This is a genomic window from Hymenobacter siberiensis (assembly GCF_018967865.2).
In the GTDB taxonomy this organism is placed as follows: domain Bacteria; phylum Bacteroidota; class Bacteroidia; order Cytophagales; family Hymenobacteraceae; genus Hymenobacter; species Hymenobacter siberiensis.
In genome coordinates this window covers 959,914-985,378 of the sequence record NZ_JAHLZY020000001.1, presented here as the reverse complement: position 1 = coordinate 985,378, position 25,465 = coordinate 959,914, and the positions used below count along the sequence as shown (strand labels likewise).

Annotated in this window: 25 protein-coding genes; 16 read left to right on the top strand and 9 right to left on the bottom strand. The window is 60.6% G+C overall.

Annotated elements, in window-relative coordinates; genetic code table 11:
- Positions 1-69: 69 nt before the first annotated feature.
- From KQ659_RS04265 to KQ659_RS04250, 4 genes are all read right to left on the bottom strand, one after another.
- Positions 70-444: a DUF3037 domain-containing protein gene (locus KQ659_RS04265; protein WP_216690157.1), complete on the bottom strand. Its 375-nt coding sequence runs from the start codon at positions 442-444 to the stop codon at positions 70-72.
- Positions 431-1,225 carry a HipA family kinase gene (locus KQ659_RS04260; RefSeq protein WP_216690158.1) on the bottom strand — a complete coding sequence of 265 codons (795 nt, stop codon included), beginning with the start codon at positions 1,223-1,225 and terminating at the stop codon, positions 431-433. Before KQ659_RS04260 ends, KQ659_RS04265 begins: the two co-directional genes overlap by 14 nt.
- Positions 1,226-1,430: 205 nt before the next feature.
- Positions 1,431-2,276, bottom strand: a complete 846-nt coding sequence (locus KQ659_RS04255; protein WP_216690159.1) for a DUF5916 domain-containing protein — start codon at positions 2,274-2,276, stop codon at positions 1,431-1,433.
- Positions 2,277-2,441: 165 nt separating this feature from the next.
- Positions 2,442-2,861 carry a carbohydrate binding family 9 domain-containing protein gene (locus tag KQ659_RS04250; protein WP_216690160.1) on the bottom strand — a complete coding sequence of 140 codons (420 nt, stop codon included), beginning with the start codon at positions 2,859-2,861 and terminating at the stop codon, positions 2,442-2,444.
- Between the two features lie 480 nt (positions 2,862-3,341).
- On the opposite strand from KQ659_RS04250, the gene KQ659_RS04245 reads away from it, so the two are divergent.
- The 4 genes from KQ659_RS04245 (at position 3,342) to KQ659_RS04230 (ending at position 5,234) form a co-directional block, all read left to right on the top strand.
- Positions 3,342-4,229, top strand: a complete 888-nt coding sequence (locus KQ659_RS04245; RefSeq protein WP_216690161.1) for an ISAs1 family transposase — start codon at positions 3,342-3,344, stop codon at positions 4,227-4,229.
- 88 nt (positions 4,230-4,317) lie between these two features.
- Positions 4,318-4,464: a hypothetical protein gene (locus KQ659_RS04240; RefSeq protein ID WP_216690162.1), complete on the top strand. Its 147-nt coding sequence runs from the start codon at positions 4,318-4,320 to the stop codon at positions 4,462-4,464.
- 120 nt (positions 4,465-4,584) lie between these two features.
- A complete protein-coding gene (locus tag KQ659_RS04235; RefSeq protein ID WP_216690163.1) occupies positions 4,585-4,728 on the top strand; it encodes a hypothetical protein in 144 nt (47 codons plus the stop codon).
- A gap of 92 nt (positions 4,729-4,820) precedes the next feature.
- On the top strand, positions 4,821-5,234 hold the full coding sequence (locus KQ659_RS04230; protein ID WP_216690164.1) for a hypothetical protein: 414 nt from the start codon (positions 4,821-4,823) through the stop codon (positions 5,232-5,234).
- 74 nt (positions 5,235-5,308) lie between these two features.
- Here the strand turns inward: KQ659_RS04230 and KQ659_RS04225 are convergent, their stop codons facing one another.
- The 5 genes from KQ659_RS04225 to KQ659_RS04205 all read right to left on the bottom strand — a co-directional run bounded on the left by KQ659_RS04225 (position 5,309) and on the right by KQ659_RS04205 (position 9,717).
- Positions 5,309-5,659 (bottom strand): hypothetical protein, encoded by a 351-nt coding sequence (locus tag KQ659_RS04225; protein WP_216690165.1) that lies wholly within the window; start codon positions 5,657-5,659, stop codon positions 5,309-5,311.
- An 84-nt stretch (positions 5,660-5,743) separates the two neighbouring features.
- Positions 5,744-6,730 carry a UV DNA damage repair endonuclease UvsE gene (gene uvsE, locus KQ659_RS04220; protein ID WP_216690166.1) on the bottom strand — a complete coding sequence of 329 codons (987 nt, stop codon included), beginning with the start codon at positions 6,728-6,730 and terminating at the stop codon, positions 5,744-5,746.
- Between the two features lie 131 nt (positions 6,731-6,861).
- Positions 6,862-7,536 (bottom strand): carboxypeptidase-like regulatory domain-containing protein, encoded by a 675-nt coding sequence (locus tag KQ659_RS04215; RefSeq protein ID WP_216690167.1) that lies wholly within the window; start codon positions 7,534-7,536, stop codon positions 6,862-6,864.
- A gap of 140 nt (positions 7,537-7,676) precedes the next feature.
- Positions 7,677-8,333 (bottom strand): hypothetical protein, encoded by a 657-nt coding sequence (locus KQ659_RS04210; protein WP_216690168.1) that lies wholly within the window; start codon positions 8,331-8,333, stop codon positions 7,677-7,679.
- A 157-nt stretch (positions 8,334-8,490) separates the two neighbouring features.
- Positions 8,491-9,717, bottom strand: a complete 1,227-nt coding sequence (locus KQ659_RS04205; protein ID WP_226915650.1) for a metallophosphoesterase — start codon at positions 9,715-9,717, stop codon at positions 8,491-8,493.
- Between the two features lie 291 nt (positions 9,718-10,008).
- On the opposite strand from KQ659_RS04205, the gene radC reads away from it, so the two are divergent.
- The 12 genes from radC (at position 10,009) to KQ659_RS04145 (ending at position 25,368) form a co-directional block, all read left to right on the top strand.
- On the top strand, positions 10,009-10,764 hold the full coding sequence (gene radC, locus KQ659_RS04200) for a RadC family protein (protein ID WP_216690170.1): 756 nt from the start codon (positions 10,009-10,011) through the stop codon (positions 10,762-10,764).
- 111 nt (positions 10,765-10,875) lie between these two features.
- Positions 10,876-11,487 (top strand): DUF1684 domain-containing protein, encoded by a 612-nt coding sequence (locus KQ659_RS04195; protein WP_216690171.1) that lies wholly within the window; start codon positions 10,876-10,878, stop codon positions 11,485-11,487.
- A gap of 203 nt (positions 11,488-11,690) precedes the next feature.
- Positions 11,691-12,590, top strand: coding sequence for a bestrophin family protein (locus KQ659_RS04190; RefSeq protein WP_216690172.1), 900 nt, complete (start codon positions 11,691-11,693; stop codon positions 12,588-12,590).
- A 424-nt stretch (positions 12,591-13,014) separates the two neighbouring features.
- A complete protein-coding gene (pheT, locus tag KQ659_RS04185; RefSeq protein ID WP_216690173.1) occupies positions 13,015-15,450 on the top strand; it encodes a phenylalanine--tRNA ligase subunit beta in 2,436 nt (811 codons plus the stop codon).
- Between the two features lie 217 nt (positions 15,451-15,667).
- Positions 15,668-18,679: a M16 family metallopeptidase gene (locus KQ659_RS04180; protein ID WP_226929826.1), complete on the top strand. Its 3,012-nt coding sequence runs from the start codon at positions 15,668-15,670 to the stop codon at positions 18,677-18,679.
- A gap of 255 nt (positions 18,680-18,934) precedes the next feature.
- A complete protein-coding gene (locus tag KQ659_RS04175; protein WP_168673663.1) occupies positions 18,935-19,231 on the top strand; it encodes a coiled-coil domain-containing protein 22 in 297 nt (98 codons plus the stop codon).
- A 40-nt stretch (positions 19,232-19,271) separates the two neighbouring features.
- On the top strand, positions 19,272-19,565 hold the full coding sequence (locus tag KQ659_RS04170) for a cell division protein ZapA (RefSeq protein WP_168673662.1): 294 nt from the start codon (positions 19,272-19,274) through the stop codon (positions 19,563-19,565).
- Positions 19,566-19,696: 131 nt separating this feature from the next.
- Complete coding sequence (rny, locus tag KQ659_RS04165; RefSeq protein ID WP_216690174.1) at positions 19,697-21,385, top strand: ribonuclease Y; 1,689 nt, start codon at positions 19,697-19,699, stop codon at positions 21,383-21,385.
- A 134-nt stretch (positions 21,386-21,519) separates the two neighbouring features.
- A complete protein-coding gene (locus KQ659_RS04160; protein ID WP_216690175.1) occupies positions 21,520-22,302 on the top strand; it encodes a hypothetical protein in 783 nt (260 codons plus the stop codon).
- Positions 22,303-22,384: 82 nt separating this feature from the next.
- A complete protein-coding gene (locus KQ659_RS04155; RefSeq protein WP_216690176.1) occupies positions 22,385-23,350 on the top strand; it encodes an N-acetylmuramoyl-L-alanine amidase in 966 nt (321 codons plus the stop codon).
- A gap of 79 nt (positions 23,351-23,429) precedes the next feature.
- Complete coding sequence (locus KQ659_RS04150; RefSeq protein WP_216690177.1) at positions 23,430-24,674, top strand: pyridoxal phosphate-dependent aminotransferase; 1,245 nt, start codon at positions 23,430-23,432, stop codon at positions 24,672-24,674.
- A 22-nt stretch (positions 24,675-24,696) separates the two neighbouring features.
- A complete protein-coding gene (locus tag KQ659_RS04145; RefSeq protein WP_216690178.1) occupies positions 24,697-25,368 on the top strand; it encodes a cytochrome b/b6 domain-containing protein in 672 nt (223 codons plus the stop codon).
- The last annotated feature ends 97 nt before the right edge of the window (positions 25,369-25,465 follow it).

Genomic DNA, 25,465 nt, shown 5'->3' with positions numbered 1-25,465 from the left:
GGGATGCTGTCTCGGCCACTTATTTGAATTTGCTTGGCGTTCCATGCCTCACATTTTCTGAGAGGACAGCTAGCTCACCAATTCCTCAAACAGCCGCGCCAGCGTGGCGGCCGCATCGGCGGTGCGGCCGGGGTGCAGCGGCGAGCACTGCACCACCGTGCTGCGCGTGGCCGTGAGCCAGCGGAACCGTTCGGCCACCGGCAGCTGCCCGATAACGCCCCCGGCGGCCCGGCCCTGGCAAATCTGCTCGAAGGCCCGCAGGCGGGCGGCTACTTCGGCCTGGTCGAGGGCCGGGGCGAAGGCGTGGAGCCGGGCTTCGGGCAGCAGCCAACGTACCTGCAAGAAGCCCAGGCCGCGGCAGTAGAGCACCACGCCCACGTTCAGGAATTCTTCGCGCTCCACGCGGGGCACCACCCGCAGCACGGCGTACTCAAATACGTGCATCGTGGGCGTCGTTAATTTCCTGAATGAAAGCGGCCGACTGTGCCAGACGGTTTTCGAGAAAGCCGACGTAGGCGGCCCGCTCTTCGGCGGGCGTGCCGGCGGCGTGGGTTAGCCACGCATCGGGCACCAGCGCCACAATGGCCCGAATGACTTCGGGCGTGAGGCGGGCGTGACCGAGGGCATCGGCGGCGGCCAATTCGGTGGCCTGGGGCAGCAGGACGTGGGTTTTTATCTGCGGAAACGGGCGGGGGCGCGGCGCGGCCCACTCGGGGCCGGCGTGGTGCACATACAGGGCCGCGCCGTGGTCAATCAGCCACAATTCCTTGTGCCACATCAGCATGTTGGTGTTGCGGGCGGTGCGGTCCACGTTCAACGTGAGCATATCGAGCCACACGATGAGCGAGGCCAGGTCGGGTTCCACGGTGGTCACCAGCGCGTCGTAGGTGATGGCGCCGGAGAGGTAGTGCAGGGCCAGGTTCTGGCCGGTGCTGGCTTGCAGCAGGTCCTGGATTTCCTCGTCGGGCTCGGTGCGGCCGAAGCTCTCATCCAACTCGCAGAACACCAGCTCGGGCATGCGCAGACCCAGCACGCGGGCTATTTCGCCCACAATGAGCTCGGCAATCAGGGCCTTTACGCCCTGGCCCGCGCCCCGGAATTTCACCACGTAGAGGAAGTTGTCGTCGGCCTCCATCAGGGCCGGCAGCGAGCCGCCCTCGCGCAGGGGCGTCACGTAGCGCGTGAGCACGACGGTGCGGACTTCGAGGGCAGGGTTTGCCGGCATAGGGGACGATAAAAGGGAATTGCTGCGACTGCAAAGAACGTCATGCCGGGCGCAGCCTGCGTAACCTCACCCCCTAACCCCCTCTCCAAAAAAGAGGGGGAACTAGCTTCTAACTCTAAAATACTAATAACCAGCCCTCCGATAAAAAACTAGTCCCCCCTCTTTTTTGGAGAGGGGGTTAGGGAGTGAGGTTACGGCTGGCGAACTACCGACCCTTCCGCAACGCCAGATAATCCAAATAATACAGCACCTTCACCGACAGCGAGTTATTGTGCGGCGTGTTGATGGTGTTGTTGAAATTATCGAAGAACTGCGGCGTGGCCTCATTGGCCTGCAAATAGGTGGAGCCGGCGTTTTTCCAGACCACGCTGATTTGCGAGCCGGGCGCAAACCACCACGAGTACACCGCGTCCACGTTGAAGGCGTTGTAGGTGTTGTCGCGGTTGAGTTGGTAGGCGGCGGATTGCTCCTCCGCGTTCTTGCCGAGGGTGGTAAAATCGAGGTAGCGCACGTTGCTGGTGTAGTGGCGCAGGCGCAGCGTGAACGACATGCGGTTGGTGAACGTGTAGGCTACTGTGGCCACGTTAGCCACCGTGGCCACGTTGCGGCGGCCCAGCAGAATCTGGCCGGCGAAGGGCTGGTCGAGGGGTTCGGCCTTGTCGAGGCCGCCGTTTACGTAGTCGATTTGGTTCTGGCGCAGGCTCCAGTCCACGTTGAACTGCACCTCAAACGGCGAGAGGTTGAGCACCTGGTTGTCGCTCTGCACCTGCCCGAAATCGGGCACCAGCGTGGCATCCAGGGTGAAGCTTTCGTTGATGCCCCACTTCACGTCGGCCCCGCCGTTGAAGCGCGTGGTCAGGCGCTTGGTGCCGTCGGCGCTCAGCGGGTTGTGGTTCACGTAGCCCGACACGTAGGGCGTGAGCGAGAGACGCAACGGCGGTTTCACGCCCTGCACGCCCGTGAGTTCGCCCCACTGGTTCACGAAGCTGTCGACCTGCGGCTTCACCTCGTTCCAGAAATACACCGCGTTGTCGCGCTTGCGCTGCCGCATAAAATTCAGCCCCCACTGCTACACATCAGCCGTGCTGAAACGGATGGCGGAGTACGGAATGCGCATTTCGGCCACCCAGTCGGTGCCGCGCAGGGCGGTGCGGCTTTCCCACACGGCGTTCCAGTTGAAGTCCTCGCCGCCGGCCGGCGAGTAGCGCGAATCGAGCTACACGCCGCTGCTGGTCACGATGAATGCGTAACCGTTGAGCTGGTCGTGGTAGGTATCGAGGAAGATGCCGATGAAGTCGGAATTACCGGTGTTGTCGCGCGCCGTCAGCTCGCGGGGGATGGAGTCGGCGGCCACATCGTGCATTACCGCGCCCACGTAAATCGCGGCGTCATCATACAGCATGCGCACTTCGGTGGGGTGTTTTTCGTGGGGGCCAGGCTTGGGGCGGTTCTGGATAAAATCGGTGGCCGGCAGGGCCTCGCGCCACGCGGCCTCGTCCAACACGCCATCGAGCTTGATGGGCTGGGCGATGCGCAAGGCCGCCAGCTGGCGCTTGGGCGCGGCCGTAGCGGCCGCCGCCGCCGCAGTAGCCGCCGGGGTTTGGGCCAGGGCCGGCACAAAAGCCAGGCTCAGCATTCCAAAAACAAAAAAACAGACGCGCAGAAAGAAAGGGTGCAACATGGCGAAGGACAGTTGAGGGTGGTTCGAAGACCTATTGGAAAGGGTTTTGCAGCCTGATAGCCACCCTGAGTCAATGGAGCGGGGCGGGGTGCAGCCGGCGCACACTCACCAGGTGGCCGGGCCATACCGCTCCCATCCGGGCTGGTTTGCAGACCAGCCTGGGCGGTGCCCCAGCTCCATTATATCAGGTTTTTGGCGCAGCCGACGGGCCGTTAACACCCCGTCAGCTTTCGCGGTAAAGCATTTTTAATCAGGCAACAAGTATTCGATTGGCAGCCGTTATGGCTCCATTTTGCGTGGAAACTCCCGCTGTTGGGATTGGTTACTTCCGCTTGCGGAAATAAACGTCGTTGCCCACTGATTCGAGTTTGACAAGCGGGCCGCTACCGCTAATAGGGTCATTGCACCAAACGCGTAGTTAGCGAATTTTGCGGGGTGGACTATGCTGAGTTTTTTGAGGAAGTAACGGATTACCGGGTGCAAGGCCGCTGTTTGCACGAATTAAGCGACATTTTGCTGCTCGTGCTCCGTGGTTTGCTAGCTGACTGTGAGATATTTGAAGATATTTACGATTACGCCTGTGACAAAGAGGCCACGTTGCGTGAGTTCATGGACTTGCCGGCCGGCATCCCGTCCCACGACACGCTCAACCGCGTCTTTCGCCACCTGGTGCCCACCGAGCTGGAACGTTGCCTGAGCCAGTGGGGGCAGGCTATCGTGACCTTGCTGGCCGGTCGGCACCTGATTATCGACGGGAAGCAGCTGCGCGGCACCACGCCCGCAGGCAAACGGCAGGCCCCGGTCCAGCTCGTCAGCGTCTGGGCCGCCGAGCAGCGCCTGTGCCTGGCGCAGACGGCGGTGGAAACCAAGCGCAATGAGCTGGTGGCCATTCCGCAGGTGCTCGACCTGGTGGAGGTCAAGGGCAGCGTGGTCACCCTCGATGCGATGGGCTGCCAGCGGGCGGTGGCGGCGGAGCTGGTGGCGAAAGGCGCAGATTACGTGCTGGCCGCTCAAGCAGAATCAGGGCGAGTTACACCGGCAGGTAGCTGCCCACTTTGCCCCCTTGCTCGCCCGGCCCGCCGCCCACCAGCAGCGCGACAAGGGACATGGGCGCGGGGAGCTGCGCCGGGTCTGGGTCAGCCAACACTGGGGGCTGGTGGATGCCGGCGCCGACTGGCCGGGCTTGCAAACGCTGGTTTGCCAGCAGACCACGCGCTGGGTGGCAGGGCAGGCGCAACAGGCCACGCGTTATTTTCTCTGCTCGCTGGCCGGAGCGAGTGCGGCCACGCTAGCGGGGTACATTCGTGGATACTAGAGTATTGAAAATCAGCAGCATTGGCACCTGGACGTACCCTTTGCCGAAGATGCCTGCCAGTGCCGACGCGACCACGCGCCACGCAACCTCTCGACCATGCACAAGCTGGCCTTGACGCTGCTGCGACGCTCCCCGCTGGTCATGAGCCTGAAACGCAAACGCAAAAAAGCCGCCCGCGATGATAAATTCCTGCTTCAGTTACTGGCCCAGCTTCCGCAAGAGGAAACGACTTCGATAAGCTAACTGCTCGTTTAGTGCAATGGCCCTACTCTGCAAGCGGGCACTTTCCCAAATAAGAACTTCCAACCACACCCGCTTTCAAATAACCCATTGATAATCATAAAAATGTATTTCCCCGCATTATTGAGCTTTGGCCTTAGCAACGCGGCCTTTGCGCAAACAACCACCGGCGGCATCATGGGCACCACCTCGGGCCGCCGCACCAAAACCAAGGGCAATATAACCAACGGCAAAGTCAAGATAAAAGGCCAGTCTATAATGCAGTAACTTTTTGCGGCTCAATGCCGTAACGAGTTGGCATCCGGCTGGTTCTTACCGAAGCAGCCGGCTTTTTTTATTCCCCATTCCCCCACCCCGCTATGAAATATTCCCTCTTACTAGCCGGCCTGCTATTTGCCACCACGGCCCAGGCCCAAACCGTTCCCTTCGACCCCTCGGCCCCTGTGCGCGGCGGCAGCCAGGGCCAGACCACCGTGCCCCCCGTGAACCCGGCGCTCAACCAAAGCACCATTCAGGGGCCGCCCACCATGCAGCGCACGCCCACCAACCGCGATGCCCAGCCCACCCGCCAGCTCGATGGCCGGGGCTTCTGGCCCGCCGCCACCCCGGAACAGTCGCCCAACGCCGTGCCCGATATCCGCGAGCAGCCCATCCGGCGGGCCGACCAGCCGCGCCAGTCTACGGACGTAGTGCCCACCCGCTCGCGCCGCAGCAGCAGCAGCAACATCGAGCAGAACACCGTGCCTACCTACAACCCGAACACGCCCAAATAGTCCAGGCTACCGAACGCAAAAGCCCCGCCGGACTAATATCCGGCGGGGCTTTTTGGTTGATGGGCGCGCGGCTGCTACGCCTTTTTGGCGGCGTGGGCCAGCAGGTCGCCGCCGTGGCGGCGCAGCAGGTCGGCCAGCTCGGTGAGCGGCTTTTTCAGGTCGGCCGGAGCACTGGCGCTGATTTCGCCGGTCTGGTCGCCCAGCATCGAAAGCGAGTTGCCGATGGCCGTGCTGCTCAGTACGCCGCTGCTGAGCAGCGACTGGAGGTTGCCGATTTCGCGGGCAATGTCCTGCAGGCCGGGCTCGCCGCTCTGCAGAAACTGCTGCTGCCAGGTTTCGGTATTGTCCATGGCCGAGCCCAGGGGCAGGCTGGTGAGGCCATTGCGCAAGGCGCTAACGGTAGCGAGAAGGTGGTCAGAAGGCATGGTTTTTTGGGGTATAAGGGTGTGAGGATATGAGGGTAGGAAGGGCGCAAACGCCCGTTGATGCCGTACGCAGTTGAAACCGCGCTAACTGGGAGTTTCTTTTTTAGCACGCCTGGCTTTGGCGGGCGCGTTGGGGTCGGGGGGCAGCGCGAGGGGCGGGCTGCTGGCATCGGGCGCGGCGGCGCTCAGGCCCAGCTCGCGCAAAATGGCCACGGCGCGCAGGGCGCTGGCTTCCTTGTTTTTTATTTCCAGCATCAGGTCGAAATCGAGGCCGTGCAGGTGGGTGAGGAATTCGCAAAACTGCTCATCTACCAGGTCGTTGGTGTGCTTGCCTTTGCGCTCACCCAGGGCCTGCGAACTATAGTCCATCAGGGGCACGCCGTCGGCGGTGGGGTGCCAAGTGGCGGCGGCCAGGCGCAGGGCCTCGGCCATGGGCTCGCCGTGGTTGAGGCATTCGTGGTGGAAATTATCGAACAGAATGGGTACGCCCGTGAGCTGGTGCAGCGCCAGGCAGTCGCGCAGGGAAAACAGCCGGTCGTCGTTTTCAACCACCACGCGGGCTTTCACGGCCGGCGGCAGGGCGGCGTGCACCGCCGCAAAACGGCTTATGGCCAGCTCCCGCTCGCCATACAGCCCGCCCACATGAATCTGGAGCTTGGCCGTGCCATCGAGCCCCATCAAGTCCAGCATCGAACCCTGGTACACCAGCTCCTGAATACTGCGCTGCACAATATCGGGGCTGGGCGAGTTCAGCACCACAAACTGGTCGGGGTGGAAGCTCACCCGCAGGTTATGAACCTTGATGTAGTCGCCAATAGCCCGGAAATCGGCCGCAAAGTGCGTTTGCCAGTCAAACGTATTGATGGGATGCGAGCCGAAGGACACAATGCTGGAGCCGATGCGGAAAAAGAGCAGGCCCTGAGCCACGTTCCATTCCAGCATGCGGCGCAGGCAGGCCAGGTTGGCCGTTACGGCCGCAACCAGTCGCTCTTCTGAATACGATGCCAGCCGGAAAGTATTGCCGGAGCTGCAATCCATCGCCTCGTTCACGCAAGGATACCCAATTTTCATACATTGGGCTTACGCGGAAATGCAGCCGGCAGTTATCGGGGGGGATAAGAGTTAGGAGTTGAGAGTGAACAGTTGTTATTCAATTGCTCACTAAAAACTGTTCACTCTCAACTCCCAACTCTTAACTTCTCTTAAGGCTGGTAGCCGCGATTGTCCAGAAAGGCCTTGTTGTACTCGGCGCGGGCCTTGCGGGCTTTTTCGGCGCGCTGCTCGGCTTCAATCTGCTCCATTTTGCGGCGCTGCTTGCCCTCGCGCGAAAACTGGTCGTAGAGCAGGCTCACGGGGCTGGCAATGGTGGGAATGGGCGCTTTGGGAGCTGTGGAATCGACGGCAAAGAGCGGCTTGGGCTTGGGCGGGCGCCTGGCCCCGCTCACCACTGGCGGCGCGGGCCGCTTGATGTTGCGCAGCGCCCGGTTGATAATGGCGCGGTCGGGCCGGTCGCTCACTACCTGCACTTCGCCCAGGCGCACGCTGTCGCGGGCCAGCTGAATGCGCACCACCAGCTGCGACAAGCCCGTACTACCCAGCGCCATGCGCTGCGTCTTATAGCCCAGCGCCCGAAACTGGACGGTATCCGTGGGCAGGGCATCGATGCTGAAATCGCCGGTGGTGGTGGTCACCACACCGCGCCTGGTGCGCAGCACCTGCACCGTAGCCCCCGGAATGGGCAGCCGCGTCTGGGCTTCCGACACGCTGCCACTCAGGCGCACCGTGGGGGCCAGCTGGGCCTGGGCCCGGCCAGCCAGCAGCCACAGCGCCGCCAGCAGGCCCAGCACCCGGCCCAGCTTTGGCCAAGGGGCCGGCACACAATACTTTACTTTTAAAACCATTAATCCTTAAACGCAACGCTCCTACAAAGTAGCAACCCAACGAGCCAAAAAAAGCCCGCACCGTTGCAGGTGCGGGCCTTTTAGCGATAATTTGGCCGATTATATCGACCAAACCGTTAGTTTTTGACTTTGGTACCGTCGGCGTCTTTCATTTTCACCTTGCCGTTTTCCTTCATCTTGATTTTGCTGCCGTCCTCGGCTTTGGCCTTCAGTTTCGATACCTCCATGCCGCTGGTCATGCCGTTATCAGTGGTCGTGGTGGTGGAGCTTTCCGTGGTGGTCATCGACGACGAAGCCGCGCCGGTAGTATCCGACATCGACGAGGCCGACGAGTTATCGTTCGCGTAGTTGCTGTCGTCGTAGGTCGAGCGGCTCGACTCGTAGGCCTGGTACTGGGTGGGGTCGGTGAAAACCGACTTGAACTCGGTATCCTGCGCCGTGTTGGCGTCGCGCATGGCGGCGGCCATGCCGGTGGTGTCGGTGGTGTACTTGCTGCGCAGCTCGTTCATGCGCTTGTAGCGGTTCACGTACACGGTGCGGATTTTGGTTTTCGTGGCCTCGTCCATGATTTTCATATCAGCCACCATTTTATCGGCGATTTTTTGGGCGCGGGCCTCAATCTGGGCATCCGTCATCGGGCCGGTGGTTGTGGTAATCGTCGTGGTGGTAGTACCGTCGGCGGGTACGGTGGTCACTTCGGTGGTTTTTTCCTGCGAGCAGGAGGCCAGGGAGAGAGCGGCAGCGCCGGCGAGAATCAATAGGGAATTTTTCATGTGTTGAGAAAAGGGGAGTTGAAAAGCAAACCGAAAGTGGTTTGGGGGCGCTTTATGGTAATGGCGTAGTGGATGTTATTTCAGGTTTAATTCACCGTTAAAAGAACGTCATGCGGAGCGCCGCCGAAGCATGACGTTCTTTTTTTCCACACCAATTCTACGCCCGGCGCAACTCAAACACCGTGATTTCGGGCAGGAAACCTACCCGCCCCGGGTAGCCCAAAAAGCCCAGGCCCACGTTCACGTACAGCTTCTGACGGCCCTGCTCATACAGGCCGGCCCACTGCTTATACACGTATTTCACGGGGCTCCATTTTAGAAAGGGCAGGTTCACACCGAACTGCATGCCGTGAGTATGGCCGCTGAGGGTGAGGTCGATATCGGGGTAATTGAGCACCTGCGCTTCCCAGTGCGAGGGGTCGTGCGAGAGCAGGATTTTGAAGGGCGCGTCACCGCTGGCGGCGTGGGCCTGGGCCAGGTTGCCGTGCTTGGGGAAGTTGGCGTGGCTGCTCCAGTTCTGCACGCCGAGCACCGATATTTTATCGGTGCCGCGCGTGATGGTGTGGCTGGTGTCGTTGAGCAGCGTCCAGCCAATTTTGGCGTGGTTCTGCATCAGGCGCTCCAGGTTGGCGCGCTTGTCGGCGGGGGTTTTCCAGGCCACGTAATCGCCATAGTCGTGGTTGCCGAGGCTGGAAAAAATGGGCAGTTCCGACTTGATGCCCGCGAGGGCCGGAATATGCGGCTCCACCTCGGTGGCGCGGTTGTTCACCAGGTCGCCGGTCATCAGAATCAAGTCGGCACCCTGGCGATTTATCATGGCCACGGCCCGCTCCAGCGGCTCCGTCGAGTTGAAGCTGCCGGTGTGCAAGTCCGAGATTTGCAGCACTTTAAAGCCGTCGAACGCCGGCGGCAGGTTGGGATAGCGCAGTGTCACGCGGCGCACGGTGTAGTCCGTGCCGCCCTTCACCATGCCCCACAGCAGCGAAAAAAAAGGAATAGCCCCGATGCCCAGCGCCAGCTTCGCCAGAAATTCGCTGCGCGGAATGGCCACCACGTCCGTGCCCGCCGGCCGGCTGGCCGAGCTCATGGCCCAGCGGCCCAGCCGCGTCACGTCTTCCAGCAGCAGCGGGATAAACATCACCAGCTTGGCCCCCAGCAGCAGCACGGGCAGGCTCATGAGGTAGCTTTTGAGTTGAATATTGCCCGTTTGCCGGGTCGAGCCGGCCCAGGCCGCAATCATCCAGCTACCCACCGTGAGCAGCCAGTAGCTGATGGCCGCCGCCCGCCGGACACCGGGCGAAAGGTGCTGCACTACCGTGCGTACTGCCTGATAACCATACCATTCAGCCAGCACCACCACGGCCAGCACTAACCATAAAACCAACGGATTACGCATACAAACCTTCTATTCAGATTACGCCGCCGCGCACCAATGCAGCGGCAGCTTCGGGGCTTAAACGCACCCGGCCCGCTTTTGCTTTACATTTAAAGAAAATTCGAGGTCCGTGAATGAGGTAGAGACGCAATACCTGGCGTCTCGTCGTTGCTGATGTTGTTATGACTGCGCAATGCAGGAGTCGTAGGCGGCGTGGTTCCGGTCGTTCAACGATGAGACGCCAGATATTGCGTCTCTACCCCCAAACTGCTCTAATACGCTTTTTACCTTCTGCCACCCATGCCCACGCCTGACAAGCAGCCCCACGCCGCTCCTACCCTGCCGGGTACGCCCCTGCCCTATGCCGCCCCCACCGCATCCGGCATCAAGAGCTGGGCCGAGGATGACCGGCCCCGCGAAAAGCTAATGGCCAAAGGCCGCGCCGCCCTCTCCGATGCCGAGCTGATTGCCATTCTGCTGGGCTCGGGCACCACCAGGCTCTCGGCGGTGGATGTGGGCATGCTCATGCTGCAAGGCGTGGGCAACGACCTCAATGCCCTGGCCCGCGAGAGCGTGAAGCAGCTTTGCCGCCACCCCGGCATCGGCCCGGCCAAGGCCATTACGATAGTGGCCGCGCTGGAGCTGGGCCGCCGCCGCAAGGAGGCCGATGCCACCCCGCGCACCACCATCACCTGCTCGCGCGACATTTATAATCTGATTCGACCGAATTTGATGGACCTGCCGCACGAGGAATTCTGGGTAATTCTCCTCAACCGTGCCAACGTGGTGATGCGCAAAACCGCCATCAGCCGGGGCGGCGTGGCCGGCACCGTGGCCGACCCCAAAATGATTTTCAAGGAAGCCCTGGAGCAGCTGGCCAGCAGCATTATTCTGGTACACAACCACCCCAGCGGCAACCGCAACCCCAGCGCCGCCGACATTCAGCTCACCAAAAAGCTGAAGGAAGCCGGTAATTTCCTGGATTTACCCATTCTCGACCACCTCATTTATTCCGACCAGGGCTATTACAGCTTCGCCGACGAAGGCATGCTGTAAGTTGTCACGCTGAGCGCAGCGAAGCATCTTTTCACGTCTGCACGCATTATTCAGCGGTAACGGGATGCTTCGCTACGCCCGGCATGACAGCCGATTTTAAAACAAAAATTAATGATTAAAAAACTTGCCCTCGCTGCCGCTATTATCGGCATTATTTTCTATTCGCTAAACGACGCGAAACCAAATAACAGCGTCTATTTAGCGCAATTAAATAAATTTCGCAGCGAGAAAAACCGCACTTTTCGGCAGTCGGAAGAATCGCCAATTTCTGCCGCGCAAAAAGCACAGTTTGACAGCCTGAAATATTATGCAGCCGATTTAGCTTTCGTGCCACACGCCGATATTTCGCGCACCGAAACCCCGGATACCACGCTTATTCAAATGAGCGATAACAAAGCCGAGAAATACCTGAATTGGGGCGTGGTGAAATTCAACATCAATAATTCACCCCAACAATTACGGGTGTATTTAAAAGCCAATGGCCGCGATTCCACGCTATTTATCCCCTTCACCGACCTCACCAACGGCCACGAAACCTACGGCGGCGGCCGCTACCTCGACGCCCCCATTCCCAGCCTGAACGAACCGGAAATCGAGCTCGATTTCAACCGCGCCTACAATCCCTACTGCGCCTACAACAACGAGTACAGCTGCCCGGTACCGCCCGCCGAAAACCGGCTGCAGGTCGCCATTCCGGCCGGCGAAAAATCGTTTCACGAGTAATGGCAGCCCTTCGTTGGCGCTCAGCAGCGGGAAGGCCGGGCTGGCGGCAGCCATTGCTGCCAGCCCGGCCGGCAAATTCTCGGGACGGCGAATGTTGAACAGCAGCACAGTAGGCTTGCACTGGCTGACTGCTTCAATGCCGGGTTTTAGCTATACGCTGCCCAAGTCCGTAGAAATAGGCCTACACTATCTTCAGATTGCCTATGCTACTGGACAAAAAACTTCCTGTTCGCTTTATTCTACGACGTATTGGGCCCGACATGGCACTGGTGCTGCTCATCTCGGCGGTATTCCTGCTGCTCAAAACGTACCTCTCCGCTTATTTACCACCCATTCCGCTGTCGTTGCCCTCCATTCTGGGTAGCGCCATCTCGCTGCTACTGGCCTTCACCATCAGCCAGTCGTACGAGCGGTGGTGGGAGGCGCGCAAAATATGGGGTGCCATCGTCAACGATTCGCGCACGCTGGTACTGCAGGCGCGCACCTTTGTAAAGGCAGAGTATCTGTCGGAGGGACTGTTGAACAGCCTGGCCTGCCGGCAGATGGCGTGGTGCTACGGCCTGGGCGAAACGCTACGGGGCCAGGACCCCATGGCCACGCTTGCCCGCTACCTGCCAGCGCAGGAGCTGGCCTACGCGGGGCGCCAGGCCAACAAGTCGCTGGCGCTGTTGTCGCTGCATACCCAGCAGTTCAAAATCCTGTATGAGCAGGAGGCCATCAATCCCTATCAGCAAGTGCAGCTCGATGATACGCTGGTACGCCTCTGCGACTCGATGGGGCGAGCCGAGCGCATCAAAAGCACGGTATTTCCGACCAACTATCGGCGGCTGGTACACTTTCTTATCTATCTGTTTCTGGGCACCTTATCGCTCAGCCTGGTTGAAACCAACGGCCTTTGGGAAATACCGATTCTGGTTATGTTCGCCGTTATCTTCTTCCTGGTCGAGCGTACCGCCCGCTACATGCAGGACCCCTTCAGCAACCTGCCCACCGATACGCCCGTCACGGCCATTGCCCGCACCATTGAGATAAACCTGCGGGAGCTGCTGGAGAGAGAAGATGTACCTACTCCCATACCCGCCGAAGCCTATTACCTGATGTAGGGTCTAATCAGCAGTTTGAGTTGATACCGTTAAACCGGTCATGCTTCGGCTGCACTCAGCTTGACCTTTAAGCAGCTCCTTAGGCTTTAAGTGGACTCATAATCAAATTCAGCATCGATAACGCGCCACAGCAGCTGCGACTCTCCCCGCCTCACTCCTTTCACTGACCTCACCAACGGCCGCGAAACCTACAGCGGCGGCCGGTGAGAAATCGCTCCATGGCCAGGTGCGGAAAAGGTCGCCGTTCTGAAGGCACAAAACCGTTCGGCATTGTCCTGCAACTCGCTCTCCCAATCTGCTGCCGGTGACTCTCCGCTTAGCCTTCTGTGTTTTGGAAATCTCCCGGGCACATCCTCCCAGACGCCTTGCCTCGCTTTGTACCTTTGCTCCCTGACAACGAACAACTAGCAACGGACAACTACAGATGCGCATTTCCCTCGACTGGCTTAAAACCCTCATTCCGACCGACAAACCCGCCGCCGAGATTAGTGCCTTGCTCACCGGCTCAGGCCTGGAAGTGGAGAGCGCCGAGGAGCTGGAAAGCATTCCCGGCGGCCTGCGCGGCCTAGTGCTGGGCACCGTACTCACCCGCGAGCCCCACCCCGATGCCGACAAGCTGAGCCTGACCACCGTGGACGTGGGCGACGCCACGCCCCGCCAGATTGTGTGCGGTGCCCCCAACGTAGCCGCCGGCCAGCGCGTAGTGGTGGCCCTCGAAGGCACCATGCTGTACCCGAGCAGCGGCGAGCCGTTCAAAATCAAGAAAAGCAAGATTCGCGGCGCGGCCTCCGAAGGCATGATTTGCGCCGAGGACGAAATCGGCCTGGGCCAATCGCACGCCGGCATTATGGTGCTGACCACCGAGCTGCCCAACGGCACGCCCGCCGCCGACTACTTCGGCCTGGGCTCCGATACGGTGTATGAAATCGGCCTCACGCCCAACCGCGCCGATGCCGCCTCGCACTACGGCGTGGCCCGCGAGCTGCGCGCCCTGCTGCGCCAGCCCTGCCATTTGCCGGATGTGAGCGGCTTCGCGGCGCCGGTTTCGGCAGCCAATAATATTGCTGTCAACATTGAAGATGAAATAGCCTGCCCCCGCTACGCCGGCCTGCTGCTGGAGAACGTGCACGTTGGCCCCTCGCCCGAGTGGCTGCAGCGCCGCCTGCGCAGCATCGGCCTCTCGCCTATTAATAATGTGGTGGACGTGACCAACTTCGTGCTGCACGAGCTGGGCCAGCCTTTGCATGCCTTTGATGCCAAACAGATTACCGGCGGCCAGATTCGCGTGAAGCGCGCCGAAGCCGGCGAGAAATTCGTAACGCTGGATGGCACCGAGCGCAGCCTGAAAGCCGAGGACTTAGTGATTGCCGATGCCAACGGCGTGCCGATGGCGCTGGCCGGCGTGTTCGGCGGCAAGACCTCGGGCGTGAACGACGGCACTACCCACGTGTTCCTGGAAAGCGCCTACTTCGGCCCCGCCGCCGTGCGCCGCAGCTCGCAGACGCACCAGCTGAAAACCGATGCTTCGTTCCGCTTCGAGCGCGGCACCGACCCGAATATGGTGATAATAGCCCTGCAAAGGGCCGCGCTGCTGCTGCAGGAAGTGGCGGGTGCCACCGTTGCCGCCCCTATCGTGGACGAGTACCCCGCGCCCGTGCTACCGGCCACCGTGCGCCTGCGCCTGCCCCGCGTGGAGCGGCTGGTGGGCCAGTACATCGCCCCCGAGCGCATCCGCCAGATTTTGACGGACCTCGACATCGAAATCAGCGAGGAGAACCCCGACGCCGGCGACCAGGACACCTGGACGCTGACCGTGCCGCCCCACAAAGTGGACGTGACCCGCGAGGCTGACGTGATTGAGGAAATCCTGCGCATCTACGGCTACAACAACGTGGCCCTACGCCCCAACAACTCGGCCTCGTTCCTGGCCAAATTCCCAAATCCTGACCCCGAGGTGACGCGCGTGAAAATCGCCTCGCTGCTCAGCGGCCAGGGCTTCTCGGAAATTCTCACCAACTCGCTCACCAACTCGCTGTATTTCGAGAAAGAGGCCGAGCCGAACAACGCGCTGGTGCGCATTCTGAACTACAACAGCGTTGATTTGAACGTGATGCGGCCCACGCTGCTGCACTCGGGCCTGGAGGTTATCCGGCACAACATCAACCGCCGCCAGCGCGACTTGAAGCTGTACGAGTTCGGCAAAACCTACTTGCAGAATGAGAACGGCAAGCACCTGGAAAAGAACAAGCTGGTGATTTACCTGACGGGTAACGCCGACGGCGAAACCTGGCAGCAGAAGTCAGAAAAGGCGGCGTTCCACGACCTGGGCGGGGCGGTGCAGCAGGTGCTGGCGGCACTGGGCTTCGGTGGCGCAGCTTCGCAGCCGGTGCAGCATGAGTACCTGGCCGGCGGCCTCGCGCTGCTGGTGCACAACCAGCCGGTAGCGCAGCTGGGCGCGGTGTCGGCCTCGGTGCTGAAGCGGCTGGACGTGACGCAGCCGGTGTGGTATGCCGAGCTGGACTGGGATGCGCTTTCGAAGAAGTACAAGCCCACGCTGGTGGCCCGCGAGCTGTCGAAATTCCCGGAAGTGCGCCGCGATTTGAGCATCGTGGTGGATTCGACGGTGACGTTTGACCAGCTCCAGCAGATTGCCCGGCGCACCGAGAAGAAGCTGCTGCAAAGCATCAACGTGTTCGATGTATACGCTGGCGAAAACCTGGGCGCGGGCAAAAAGTCGTACTCGGTGAGCTTCACCCTGCAGGATTTCAGCCAAACGCTCAGCGAGCAGGCCATCGACCAGGTGATGCAGAAGCTGATTCAGCAGTTCGAGAAGCAGGCCGGCGCGTTGATTCGGAAGTAGGGTTCTGACACTTCTAGCCCGCAGAAGTCGCAGAAGCTTGCGCAGAAGCCGCAGAACGTTCTGCGACTTCTGCGACTTCTGCGCCTTCTGCGGGCTGAAACTGTAATGCTTCCAGCAGGCAGCCGATAAACCTGGCCGTAGCGCAAGCCGCCCGGCCATTGCCTGCGCGGCCGTAAGTTGCGGCCGCAATCCTCATTCTTTCACCTTTTCCGCACAAATGAACCTTCGTTTCCTGTCCACCCTGGGTCTGGCGCTGATGACCAGCGTCAGCTTTGCCCAGCAAAAACCCGCCACCAAAGCCCCGGCTGCCAAAACGGCGCTGGCAACCCTGCCCAGCGGCACCAAGCTCATCGAGAAGGTAACCAAGCAGCCCGGCCAGCTCGTCATTCCCTACGAGAAGTATGTGCTGCCCAACGGCCTCACCCTGGTGGTGGCCGAAGACCACTCCGACCCGTTGGTGCACGTCGATGTGACCTACCATGTGGGCTCGGCGCGGGAGCAGATTGGCAAATCGGGCTTCGCGCACTTCTTTGAGCACATGATGTTTCAGGGCTCCGACCACGTGGGCGACCAGCAGCACTTCAAGCTGGTGACGGCCGCCGGCGGCACCCTCAACGGCAGCACCACTACCGACCGCACCAACTACTTCGAAACGCTGCCCAGCAACCAGCTCGAAACCGGCCTTTGGCTCGAAGCCGACCGCATGGGCTTCCTGCTCGACGCCGTGAGCCAGAAGAAATTCGAGATTCAGCGCTCGACGGTGAAGAATGAGCGCGGCCAGCGCGTTGACAATACGCCTTACGGCCAGTCGCAGGAGTACCTCATTCGCACGATGTTCCCCTACGGCCACCCCTACTCCTGGTCGCCCATCGGCTACCTCGAAGACCTGGACCGCTCCGACGTGAACGACCTGAAGAACTTCTTCCTGCGCTGGTACGGCCCCAACAACGCCACCCTGACGGTGGGCGGCGACGTGAAGCCCGCTGAAGTAGTGAAGATGGTGGAGAAGTATTTCGGCCCCATCAAGCGCGGGCCGGCCGTACCCGTGCAGAAGCTACCCGCCCCGGTGCTGGCGCAGGACCGCTACGTGAGCTACTCCGACAACATCCGCTTCCCGATGCTGCAGATGTGGTTCCCGACCGTGCCCCAGGGCCACCCCGACGCCGTGGCGCTCGATGCCCTGGCCGATATTCTGGGCGGCGGCAAAACTTCGCTGCTCTACAAAAACCTGGTGAAAAACCAGAAAACCGTGCAGGCCCAGGCCTACCAGCAGAACTACGAGCTGGCCGGGGCCCTGACGATTACCGCCCTGCCCCTGCCCGGCAAAGCCCTCGACAGCACCGAATACATCATCCGCAACACCCTGAAAGAGTTTGAAACGCGTGGTGTAAACGACGGCGACGTGCAGCGCTTTAAGGCCCAGACCGAAGCCCAGGTTATTAATGCCCTGGCCAGCGTGCAGGGCAAGGTGAGCCTGCTGGCCGCCAACCAAACCTTCTACGGCAACCCCAACTACCTCACCGTAGAGATGAAGGAGTTGAAGGCCCTTACCAAGGCCGATGTGCAGCGCGTGTACGACAAGTACGTACGCGGCAAGCACGCCGTGATTCTGAGCGTGCTGCCCAAAACCGGCGGCGCGGCCGCCGCCAAGCCCGACAACTTCACCGTTGATAAGTCGGGCTACAAAGCTCCCGACTACGGCTACGCCGGCCTGAAATACGTGAAGCCCATCGACACCTTCGACCGCAGCAAGCAGCCCGCCGCCGGGGCCAATCCCGTAGTGAAGGTGCCCGCGCTGTACCAGGAAACCCTGCCCAATGGCCTGAAAATCGTGGGTACCAAGAACACCGAGATTCCGGCCATCACCATGCGCCTCACCATTCGGGGCGGCCACCGCCTCGAGCAGGCCATGCCCGCCAAGGCTGGCCTGGCCCAGCTCACGGCCAGCATGCTGAACGAAGGTTCGGAGAAGTACACCGGCGAGCAGTTCACCACGGAACTCGACAAGCTGGGCTCCAGAGTGCTGGTTAACGCCGGCGACAACGAAACCACCGTGTACGTGCAGAGCCTGACCAAGAACCTGCCCGCCACCATGGCCCTGCTGGAACAGCGCCTGCTGCACCCGCGCTTCGACGCGGCCGACTTTGCCCGCGTGAAAAAGCAGCAGATAGAGCTGATTGCCAACTTCGCCAACCAGCCCGCCGTGGTGGCCGACCTCACCTACAACCGCTTGGTTTACGGCTCCAATAACATTGCCGGCACGGCCGTGGCGGGCACTACGACCTCGGTGGGCAGCATCACGCTCGACGATGTGAAGAGCTTCTACAACACCTACTACTCGCCCAACGTGAGCTACCTCGTGGCCGTGGGCGACGTGGACCAGGCCACGCTGGACAAACAGCTCGGCTTCCTAAAAAACTGGGCGAAGAAGGACGTGACCATCCCGGCCGACATGGCCGGCGTGCAGCCCGACAAAACGACCGTCTACTTCGTGAACAAGCCCGGCGCGGCGCAGTCCGAAATCCGGGTGGGCTACCTCACCGACATGAAGTATGACGCCACCGGCGCCTACTACAAAGCCGGCCTGGCCAACTTCCTGCTCGGCGGCGCCTTCAACTCCCGCATCAACCTGAACCTGCGCGAGAACAAGGGCTACACCTACGGGGCCAACTCGGGCTTCCGTGGTACGCGCTACGCGGGTCCATTCACGGCCCAGGCCGGCGTGCGCGCCGATGCCACCGCTGCTTCGGTAAAGGAGTTTATGAGCGAGATTCAGAACTACCAGAACGGTATTTCCGACGAGGAGCTGGCTTTCCTGCAAACCTCAGTGGGCCAGAGTGATGCCCTCAAGTACGAGACTGGCCAGCAGAAAGCCGGCTTCCTGTCCCGCCTCGTAGAATATGACCTGCAGCCCACCTACGTCAACCAGCAGACCGATATTCTGAAAAACCTGAAAAAGGAAGACGTGCAGGCCATTGCCAAGCAATATCTGCCCGCCGATAAAATGTATATCGTGGTGGTGGGCGACGACAAGCAGCTGCCCACCCTGCAGGCCCTGGGCTACCCCGTAGTGCAGCTGGACATGGAAGGCAAGCCCGTGGCTGCCGAAATAATGAAGATGCCCATGCCCGCCCCCACCCAGATGGCCGCGCCGACGGATGAAAAGATGAAGAAGCAGTTTGACGACGGCGGCAAAATCAAAACCAAAACCAAGAAGGGTAAAAATTAACCCAGCAGGTCGGTCGTCGTAACGCCCGATTGAACGTCATGCTGCACTTGCCGAAGCATCGCTACCGTGCAGCTAGTCCTAACCGATGGATTACTACTGCGGTAGCGATGCTTCGGCAAGCGCAGCATGACGCGCTGTTTTGCGTTCCTTTCCGGCTCAAACGCAAACCTTGCTGAGGCACAAGCCGCGAGCAAGCGCCGGGTAAAGCGTAGCTTTCGGCCCGCCGCTTTATCTTCACCCAAAATTTATTCGCCCGTGGCCTCATCCCAACAGCTTGCGCAACTCGACCGCCTGGAGCGGCAGATTACCACCTTAGTGGCTGCCTATCAGCAATTGCGCGAGGACCTGGCCGATGCCAACACCACCGTGCAGCAGCTCCGCGCCGACGTGCGCGAGAAAGACCGCCTGCTAAAAGAGCGCCAAAACCAGGAAAATATCGTTAAACTTGTACACACCATAGCTGGGGAACCCACCCACGCCAACGAACTTAAACTGCGCCTCAACGAATACATCCGCGAACTGGACAAGTGTCTTGCCTATTTGAGAGACTAAACCGAACGACCCTCACCCCCACTGCCTTAACTTTCGCCCTATGAGCGAATTAGCCATAAAAATTCGGATTGCTGACCGGGACTATCCCATGCGCGTTGACGTGCAGGATGAGGAACGGTTGCGCCTGGCTGGCCGCCTGTTGGGCGACAAGCTGCGCGAATTCCGGGAAGGCTACGGCATTCAGGACAAACAGGACCTGCTGGCCATGGTTGCGTTGGCTACAATGGCCGACCAATTGAAAGTGAGCAAGGAAAAGGATGGCACCGATGCGGCGCTAACCGAACGGCTGGCTCGTTTCGACGAGCTACTATCCGGCGTGGTGCTGACGGGGTAATACCCCCGCCCGGCACGCACACAACTCGTTGGCCCGGCAGGGCGGCGCGGCAATCGGCCGCTTCCGCCCGGCCCGGGCAAAATTGTTCTACCTGGTTATGGTTTTTACCCCACCCCAAAAACCATAATTACATGTCATCCATCATATTATACTGTTTGCTGACCGCAGTGGTCGCCCTTGTGGCGGGCATCGTAGTGGGCAGGCAGCTGGCCGGCAAAGCCCGGCTGGACCATGAAGGCGAGGCCCAGGCCCGCGCCCAGCAAATCCTCCGCGACGCGGAGGAGAAAGGCAACCGTCTTCGCGACGAGAAAATAAAGCAGGCCGATGAGCGCCTGGAGCAGTCGAAGAACAAGTTCAAGACGCTGCGCAACGAGTTTGACCAAGAAAGCCGTCGCCTCAAAGCCGAGCTGGAAGGCGAGCTGACCCAGCGCCGCCAGGGCGTGGTGGAGCAGGAACAGAGCATCAAGATGCTCACCGAAACCACGCAGCGCCAGCTCGAACAGCTTCAGAAAAAGGAAAGCGACCTCGACCGCCAACGCGAGAAAAACCAGACCGACACCCAGCAGCTGCGCGATAAGCTGGAAAGCCAGGCCGAAAAGCGCCGCACCGACCACGAGGAAACGATGGCCGAGCTGGAAGAAAAGCAGCGCGATGCCGACGAGCAATTGCACTCGGTGCAGCGCCAGCTCGAAACCATTGCCAACCTGACCGCCGCCGAAGCCCGCGAGCAGCTGGTAGAGAGCCTCAAGAACGAAGCCCAGATTCAGGCCAGCTCCTTTGTGAAGGATACCGTGGCTCAGGCCAAACTGACGGCCACCAAGGATGCGAAGAAGATTGTGCTTGAAACCATTCAGCGCACCGCGTCGGAGCACGCCATTGAAAACTGCGTGTCGATTTTCAACATTGAAAGCGACGACGTGAAGGGCAAAATCATTGGCCGCGAAGGCCGCAACATTCGGGCGCTGGAAGCAGCTACGGGCGTTGAAATCATTGTGGACGACACGCCGGAGGCCATCATCATCTCGGGCTTCGACCCGGTGCGCCGCGAAATTGCCCGCCTCTCGCTGCACTTGCTGGTGAAGGACGGCCGCATTCACCCGGCCCGCGTGGAGGAGATTGTGGCCAAAACCCGCAAGAACATCGAGGAGGAAATCGTCGAAATCGGCGAGAAAACCATCATCGACCTGGGCATTCACGGCCTGCACCCCGAGCTGATTAAGATGGTGGGCCGCATGCGCTTCCGCTCGTCGTACGGCCAGAACCTGCTGCAACACAGCCGCGAAGTAGCCAACCTCTGCGCCACCATGGCCGCCGAGATGGGCCTCGACGTGAAGAAAGCCAAGCGCGCCGGCCTGCTGCACGACATCGGCAAGGTGAGCACCGAGGAGCCGGAGCTGCCCCACGCCATTCTGGGCATGGAGATGGCCAAGAAGTGGAAAGAGCACCCCGACGTGGTAAATGCCATTGGTGCTCACCACGATGAGATTGAGATGACAGCCATGATTTCGCCTTTGGTGCAGGCCTGCGATGCCATTTCGGGCTCGCGCCCCGGTGCCCGCCGCGAGATGATGGAGAGCTACATCAAGCGCCTGAAGCAGCTGGAAGAAACGGCCAACGGCTTCAAAGGTGTAAACCAGTGCTTCGCCATCCAGGCCGGCCGCGAGCTGCGCGTGATGGTAGACGCCGAAAACGTGACCGACGAGCGCGCCGCTGAGCTGAGCTTCGAGATTTCGCAGAAAATTGAGAAGGAGATGCAGTACCCCGGCCAGATTAAAATCACCGTGATTCGGGAGATGCGCGCCGTGGCCTACGCCAAGTAACGTGGCATAAGCTTTAGCTTGTGCGTCGAAAAGAAACCACGGAAGCCCTCGCAACGAAAGTTGCGGGGGCTTTTTTGTGCTTAACTTCCTACCTTCCCTCTGACCCGAAACCCCACCTATTTTCTACCGAACTCATGAGCCAACGGCTACTACTTTTCCTGAGTACGGGCTTCAGCCTCTTCCTGACGAGTTGCGTCGTGTACATGCCCATGCAGTGCGCGGCTCCGCAGATTACCGATAAAAATCAAGGCGAATTCACCATCAGCACCTACCTCAATGGCCGGGCCGATGTGGCGGCGAGCTACTCGCCGGTGCGGCACTTGCTGGTGCGGGCGGCTTATAGCAACCTGCGCGATAATTCGCGGGACAGCACCTACTATCGCGGGCACCAGTACGACCTGGCCGTAGGCACCTACTGGCGGCTGGGCGACCAATGGCTGGTGGGCGCATTGGGCGGCATCGGGCAGGCGCAAAGCACGGCAGCGTATTCCAAGGGCGGCTTTCTGTTTGGCTATCCTACTAAGTACGAATTTGATGCGCGCTACAACAAAGTATTTGGTGAAGCCTACGGCATCTTGCAAGCCAGCGACGCCTTATCGTTTGGAGCCGCCTACCGCGTTACGCAGGTAAATTTCACGCATCTGACCAATCTCGGCAGCCCACTTGACCTAAGCAGCATGACCCGCAGCGAGCCGATGGTGTTTATGCGGGTGCGGCTCGGCATGGGCCCTGCCGAAAACCGGCCCGTGCAGCTGCAGGCAGGCTGGGGCACGTCGAGCACATTTGGCTACAACGAAAAAGACCCGAACCAGACTTACGACCCCGGGGTGCGCGACCTTAAGCAAAACCGGGGCTACGCCACCATCGGCATCACGGTATTTCCGCATTTTCTGTTTCGCAAGACCCAAACCAATTGACGGCGGACGTTGAGCCACCGGCTTTTTTGCGGAAATTTGGACCGCTAATCCGCCGCTTCCTCTCGAAACTTCACTTTCCCCGATGACCCTTCGCCACTGCCTGGGCCTGGCCTGCGCTGCCGCCCTGGCCGCCTGCGCCGTCCAGAAGAATCCTTACGCCGCCACCAACAAGTCGTATAAAGCCCAGGTGAAGGCCTATGCCGAAGCCCTGCGCGCCATGCCGGGCACCACGCCGGGCGGCGACAGCCTGCTGGGCAAGTACTGGGTGGGCACCACCAATTTCAACCTGCGCAAGCCCAACTACGTCGTCATTCACCACACGGCGCAGGACTCCACCGCCCAGACGCTCAAGACCTTTACCATGCCCAGCACGCAGGTGAGCGCCCACTACGTGATTGGGCGCGACGGCCGGGTGTACCACATGCTCAACGACTACCTGCGGGCCTGGCACGGCGGCGTGGCCCGCTGGGGCAACACTACGGACATCAACTCCGCGTCCATCGGAATTGAGTTGGATAACAACGGCATTGAGCCATTTGCCGAAGCCCAGGTTACCAGCCTGATGCACATTCTGGGCGGCCTGAAAAAAGCCTACGGTATTCCCACGGCCAACTTCATCGGCCATGCCGATATTGCGCCCAGCCGCAAGAATGACCCCAGCGCCCTGTTTCCCTGGAAGCGACTGTCTGCCAACGGCTTCGGCCTGTGGTACGATGCCGGACCGCTGCCCAGCCCCTTCGTGGCCGACAGCGCCGCCGCCCTGGCCGGCCGCCTGCTTACCCCGCCCCTGCCGGCCCCGGACGACGTGCCGATGGCCACCATTCTGCCCGTGGACACCAGCAAAGTGGATGCCCAACTGGCGCGGCTGAACGGGCCGATTACGGTATTCAGCCCCCGCGAGGCGCTGCGCATTATCGGGTACGACACGCGGGATTTGCCAGCGGCCATCCGGGCGTTCAAACTGCATTTTATTCAGCAAAACGTAGGTATGCCGCTCAGCGATGCCGACAACCGGATTCTGTATAATCTGTATAAGAAGTGCTTGTGAGAGACTGCAAGCCGTATATTTAGCCAACCAAGTAAGCTGGTGGCCGATGCCGCGCCGGCCGGAGATTTAATTTGATTTTATGCCAGAAATATCCAAGCGCGGGCAGGCCATGCCCGTTTCGCCGTTTCGCAAGCTGCTGCCTTATGCTGACGCCGCCCGCCAACTGGGCAAAATCGTTTATCCCCTCAACATTGGCCAGCCCGATGTGCTGACGCCGCCCGAAATGCTGGCTGCCGTGCGCAATGCCGACATCGCGGTGCTGGGCTACGCCCCCGGCGCGGGCACCGACAGCTACCGCCGCAAGCTGGAAACCTACTACCAGCGCGCCGGCATTCCGGCGCGTTTCGAGGATATTATGGTGACCACGGCGGGCAGCGAAGCCATTCTCTTCGCCATGCTCAGCTGCCTGAACCCGGGCGATGAGGTGATTGTGGCCGAGCCCTTTTATGGTGCTTACACGGCCTTTGCCATCGCGGCCGGCGTGAGCATCGTGGCCGTGACGGCGCACATCGAGGACGGCTTTGCGCTACCCCCGATAGCTGATTTTGAGGCCGTTATTACCCCCAAAACCCGGGCCATCCTCATCTGCAACCCCAGCAACCCCACCGGCTACGTGTACCGCCGCGATGAGCTGGAAGCCCTGCTGGACCTCTGCAAGCAGCACGATTTGTACTTGCTTTCGGATGAGGCCTACCGCGAATATTGCTACGACGGCGCCCACGCTACCAGTGCTCTAAGCCTGGCCGGCAGCGAGCAGCACGTAGTGATGGTCGACACGATTTCGAAACGCTACAGCGCCTGCGGGGCCCGCGTAGGCGCGCTCGTCACGCGCAACCCCAACATCTGGCAGGCTGCGTTTCACTTCGGGCAAATGCGCGTCTGCCCGCCGGTACTGGAAATGATTGCCGCCGAAGCCGCCTGCAACCTACCCGCCACCTATTTCGACGAAACCCGGGCCGAATACCAGGCCCGGCGCGACCTCACTGTGAATGCCCTGCGTACCATGCCGGGCGTGGTGTGCCCGGTGCCGGGCGGGGCCTTCTACGTGGTGGCGCGCCTGCCCGTGGACGATGCCGAGAGGTTTGGCCAGTGGCTGCTCGAAGCTTTCACCCTCGACAATAAGACGCTGATGCTGTCGCCGGCCAACGGTTTCTACCATACCCCGGGCCTGGGCCGGCAGGAAGTGCGCCTGGCCTACGTCATCAACCAGACCGATTTGGCGGCGGCGCTCAACTGCCTGGCGCACGCGCTGCTGGCCTACCCCGGCCGCATCGAACCCGTGCCCGCCGCGGCCGTAGAAGCTGCCATTGCTCTCCCTGCTTAATCATTTATTCTCCACCGCAGCTATGTACCAAGCCGTTGCCCCCGCCGTCGAAGCCCCCATTAAAGACTACCGCGCCCCGTTGCGGTTTTGGCACTGGGCCAATACCTTACTAATTAGCCTGCAATTGATTACCATTCTATTTCAGAAGGTGATAGTCAAATCCAAATCGGCGGTGCCCGAGTTTCAGCAGGCCATGAGTAAGGCCAACGTCACGATAACCGCGAAGCAGGGCGGGGCTTTTGCGCACATCATCAGCGAGCGCATCTGGACCTGGCACATCTATTTTGGCTGGACGCTGGTGGCCCTGTGGGTGCTGCGGCTGGGCCTGCAGCTCACGGGGCCGTCGGAGCTGCGCTTCTCGGCCCGGCTGATGGAGATTCTGCGCCGCTACCGCCTCGCCCCGCCCGCCGATAAGAGCAAGGCCGGTAAAATTCTATTTGCCAAAACTACCTACGCGCTGTTTTATATCTTCCTCACCATCATGGTGGCCACCGGCCTCATCATGATATACGAGGACACGGCCTTCTTCGGCCCCATGCACCACACCGCCGGAGAAATCCACAACGTGACGATGTACCTCATTATGGGCTTCATTGCGCTGCACGTGGTGGGCGTGGTGTGGGCCGAAACCAAGGAGGACCACGGCCTGGTTTCGCGCATGGTGGGCGGCGAGGCTCCGAACAGCAAGGCGTAACTCCCCACCCGTTAGCTTGATGCACGAAGCCTGCGGAGAGGGAGAGCCTGACAAACAAGAAGCCCATTGCTGAACAGCAATGGGCTTCTTGTTTGTC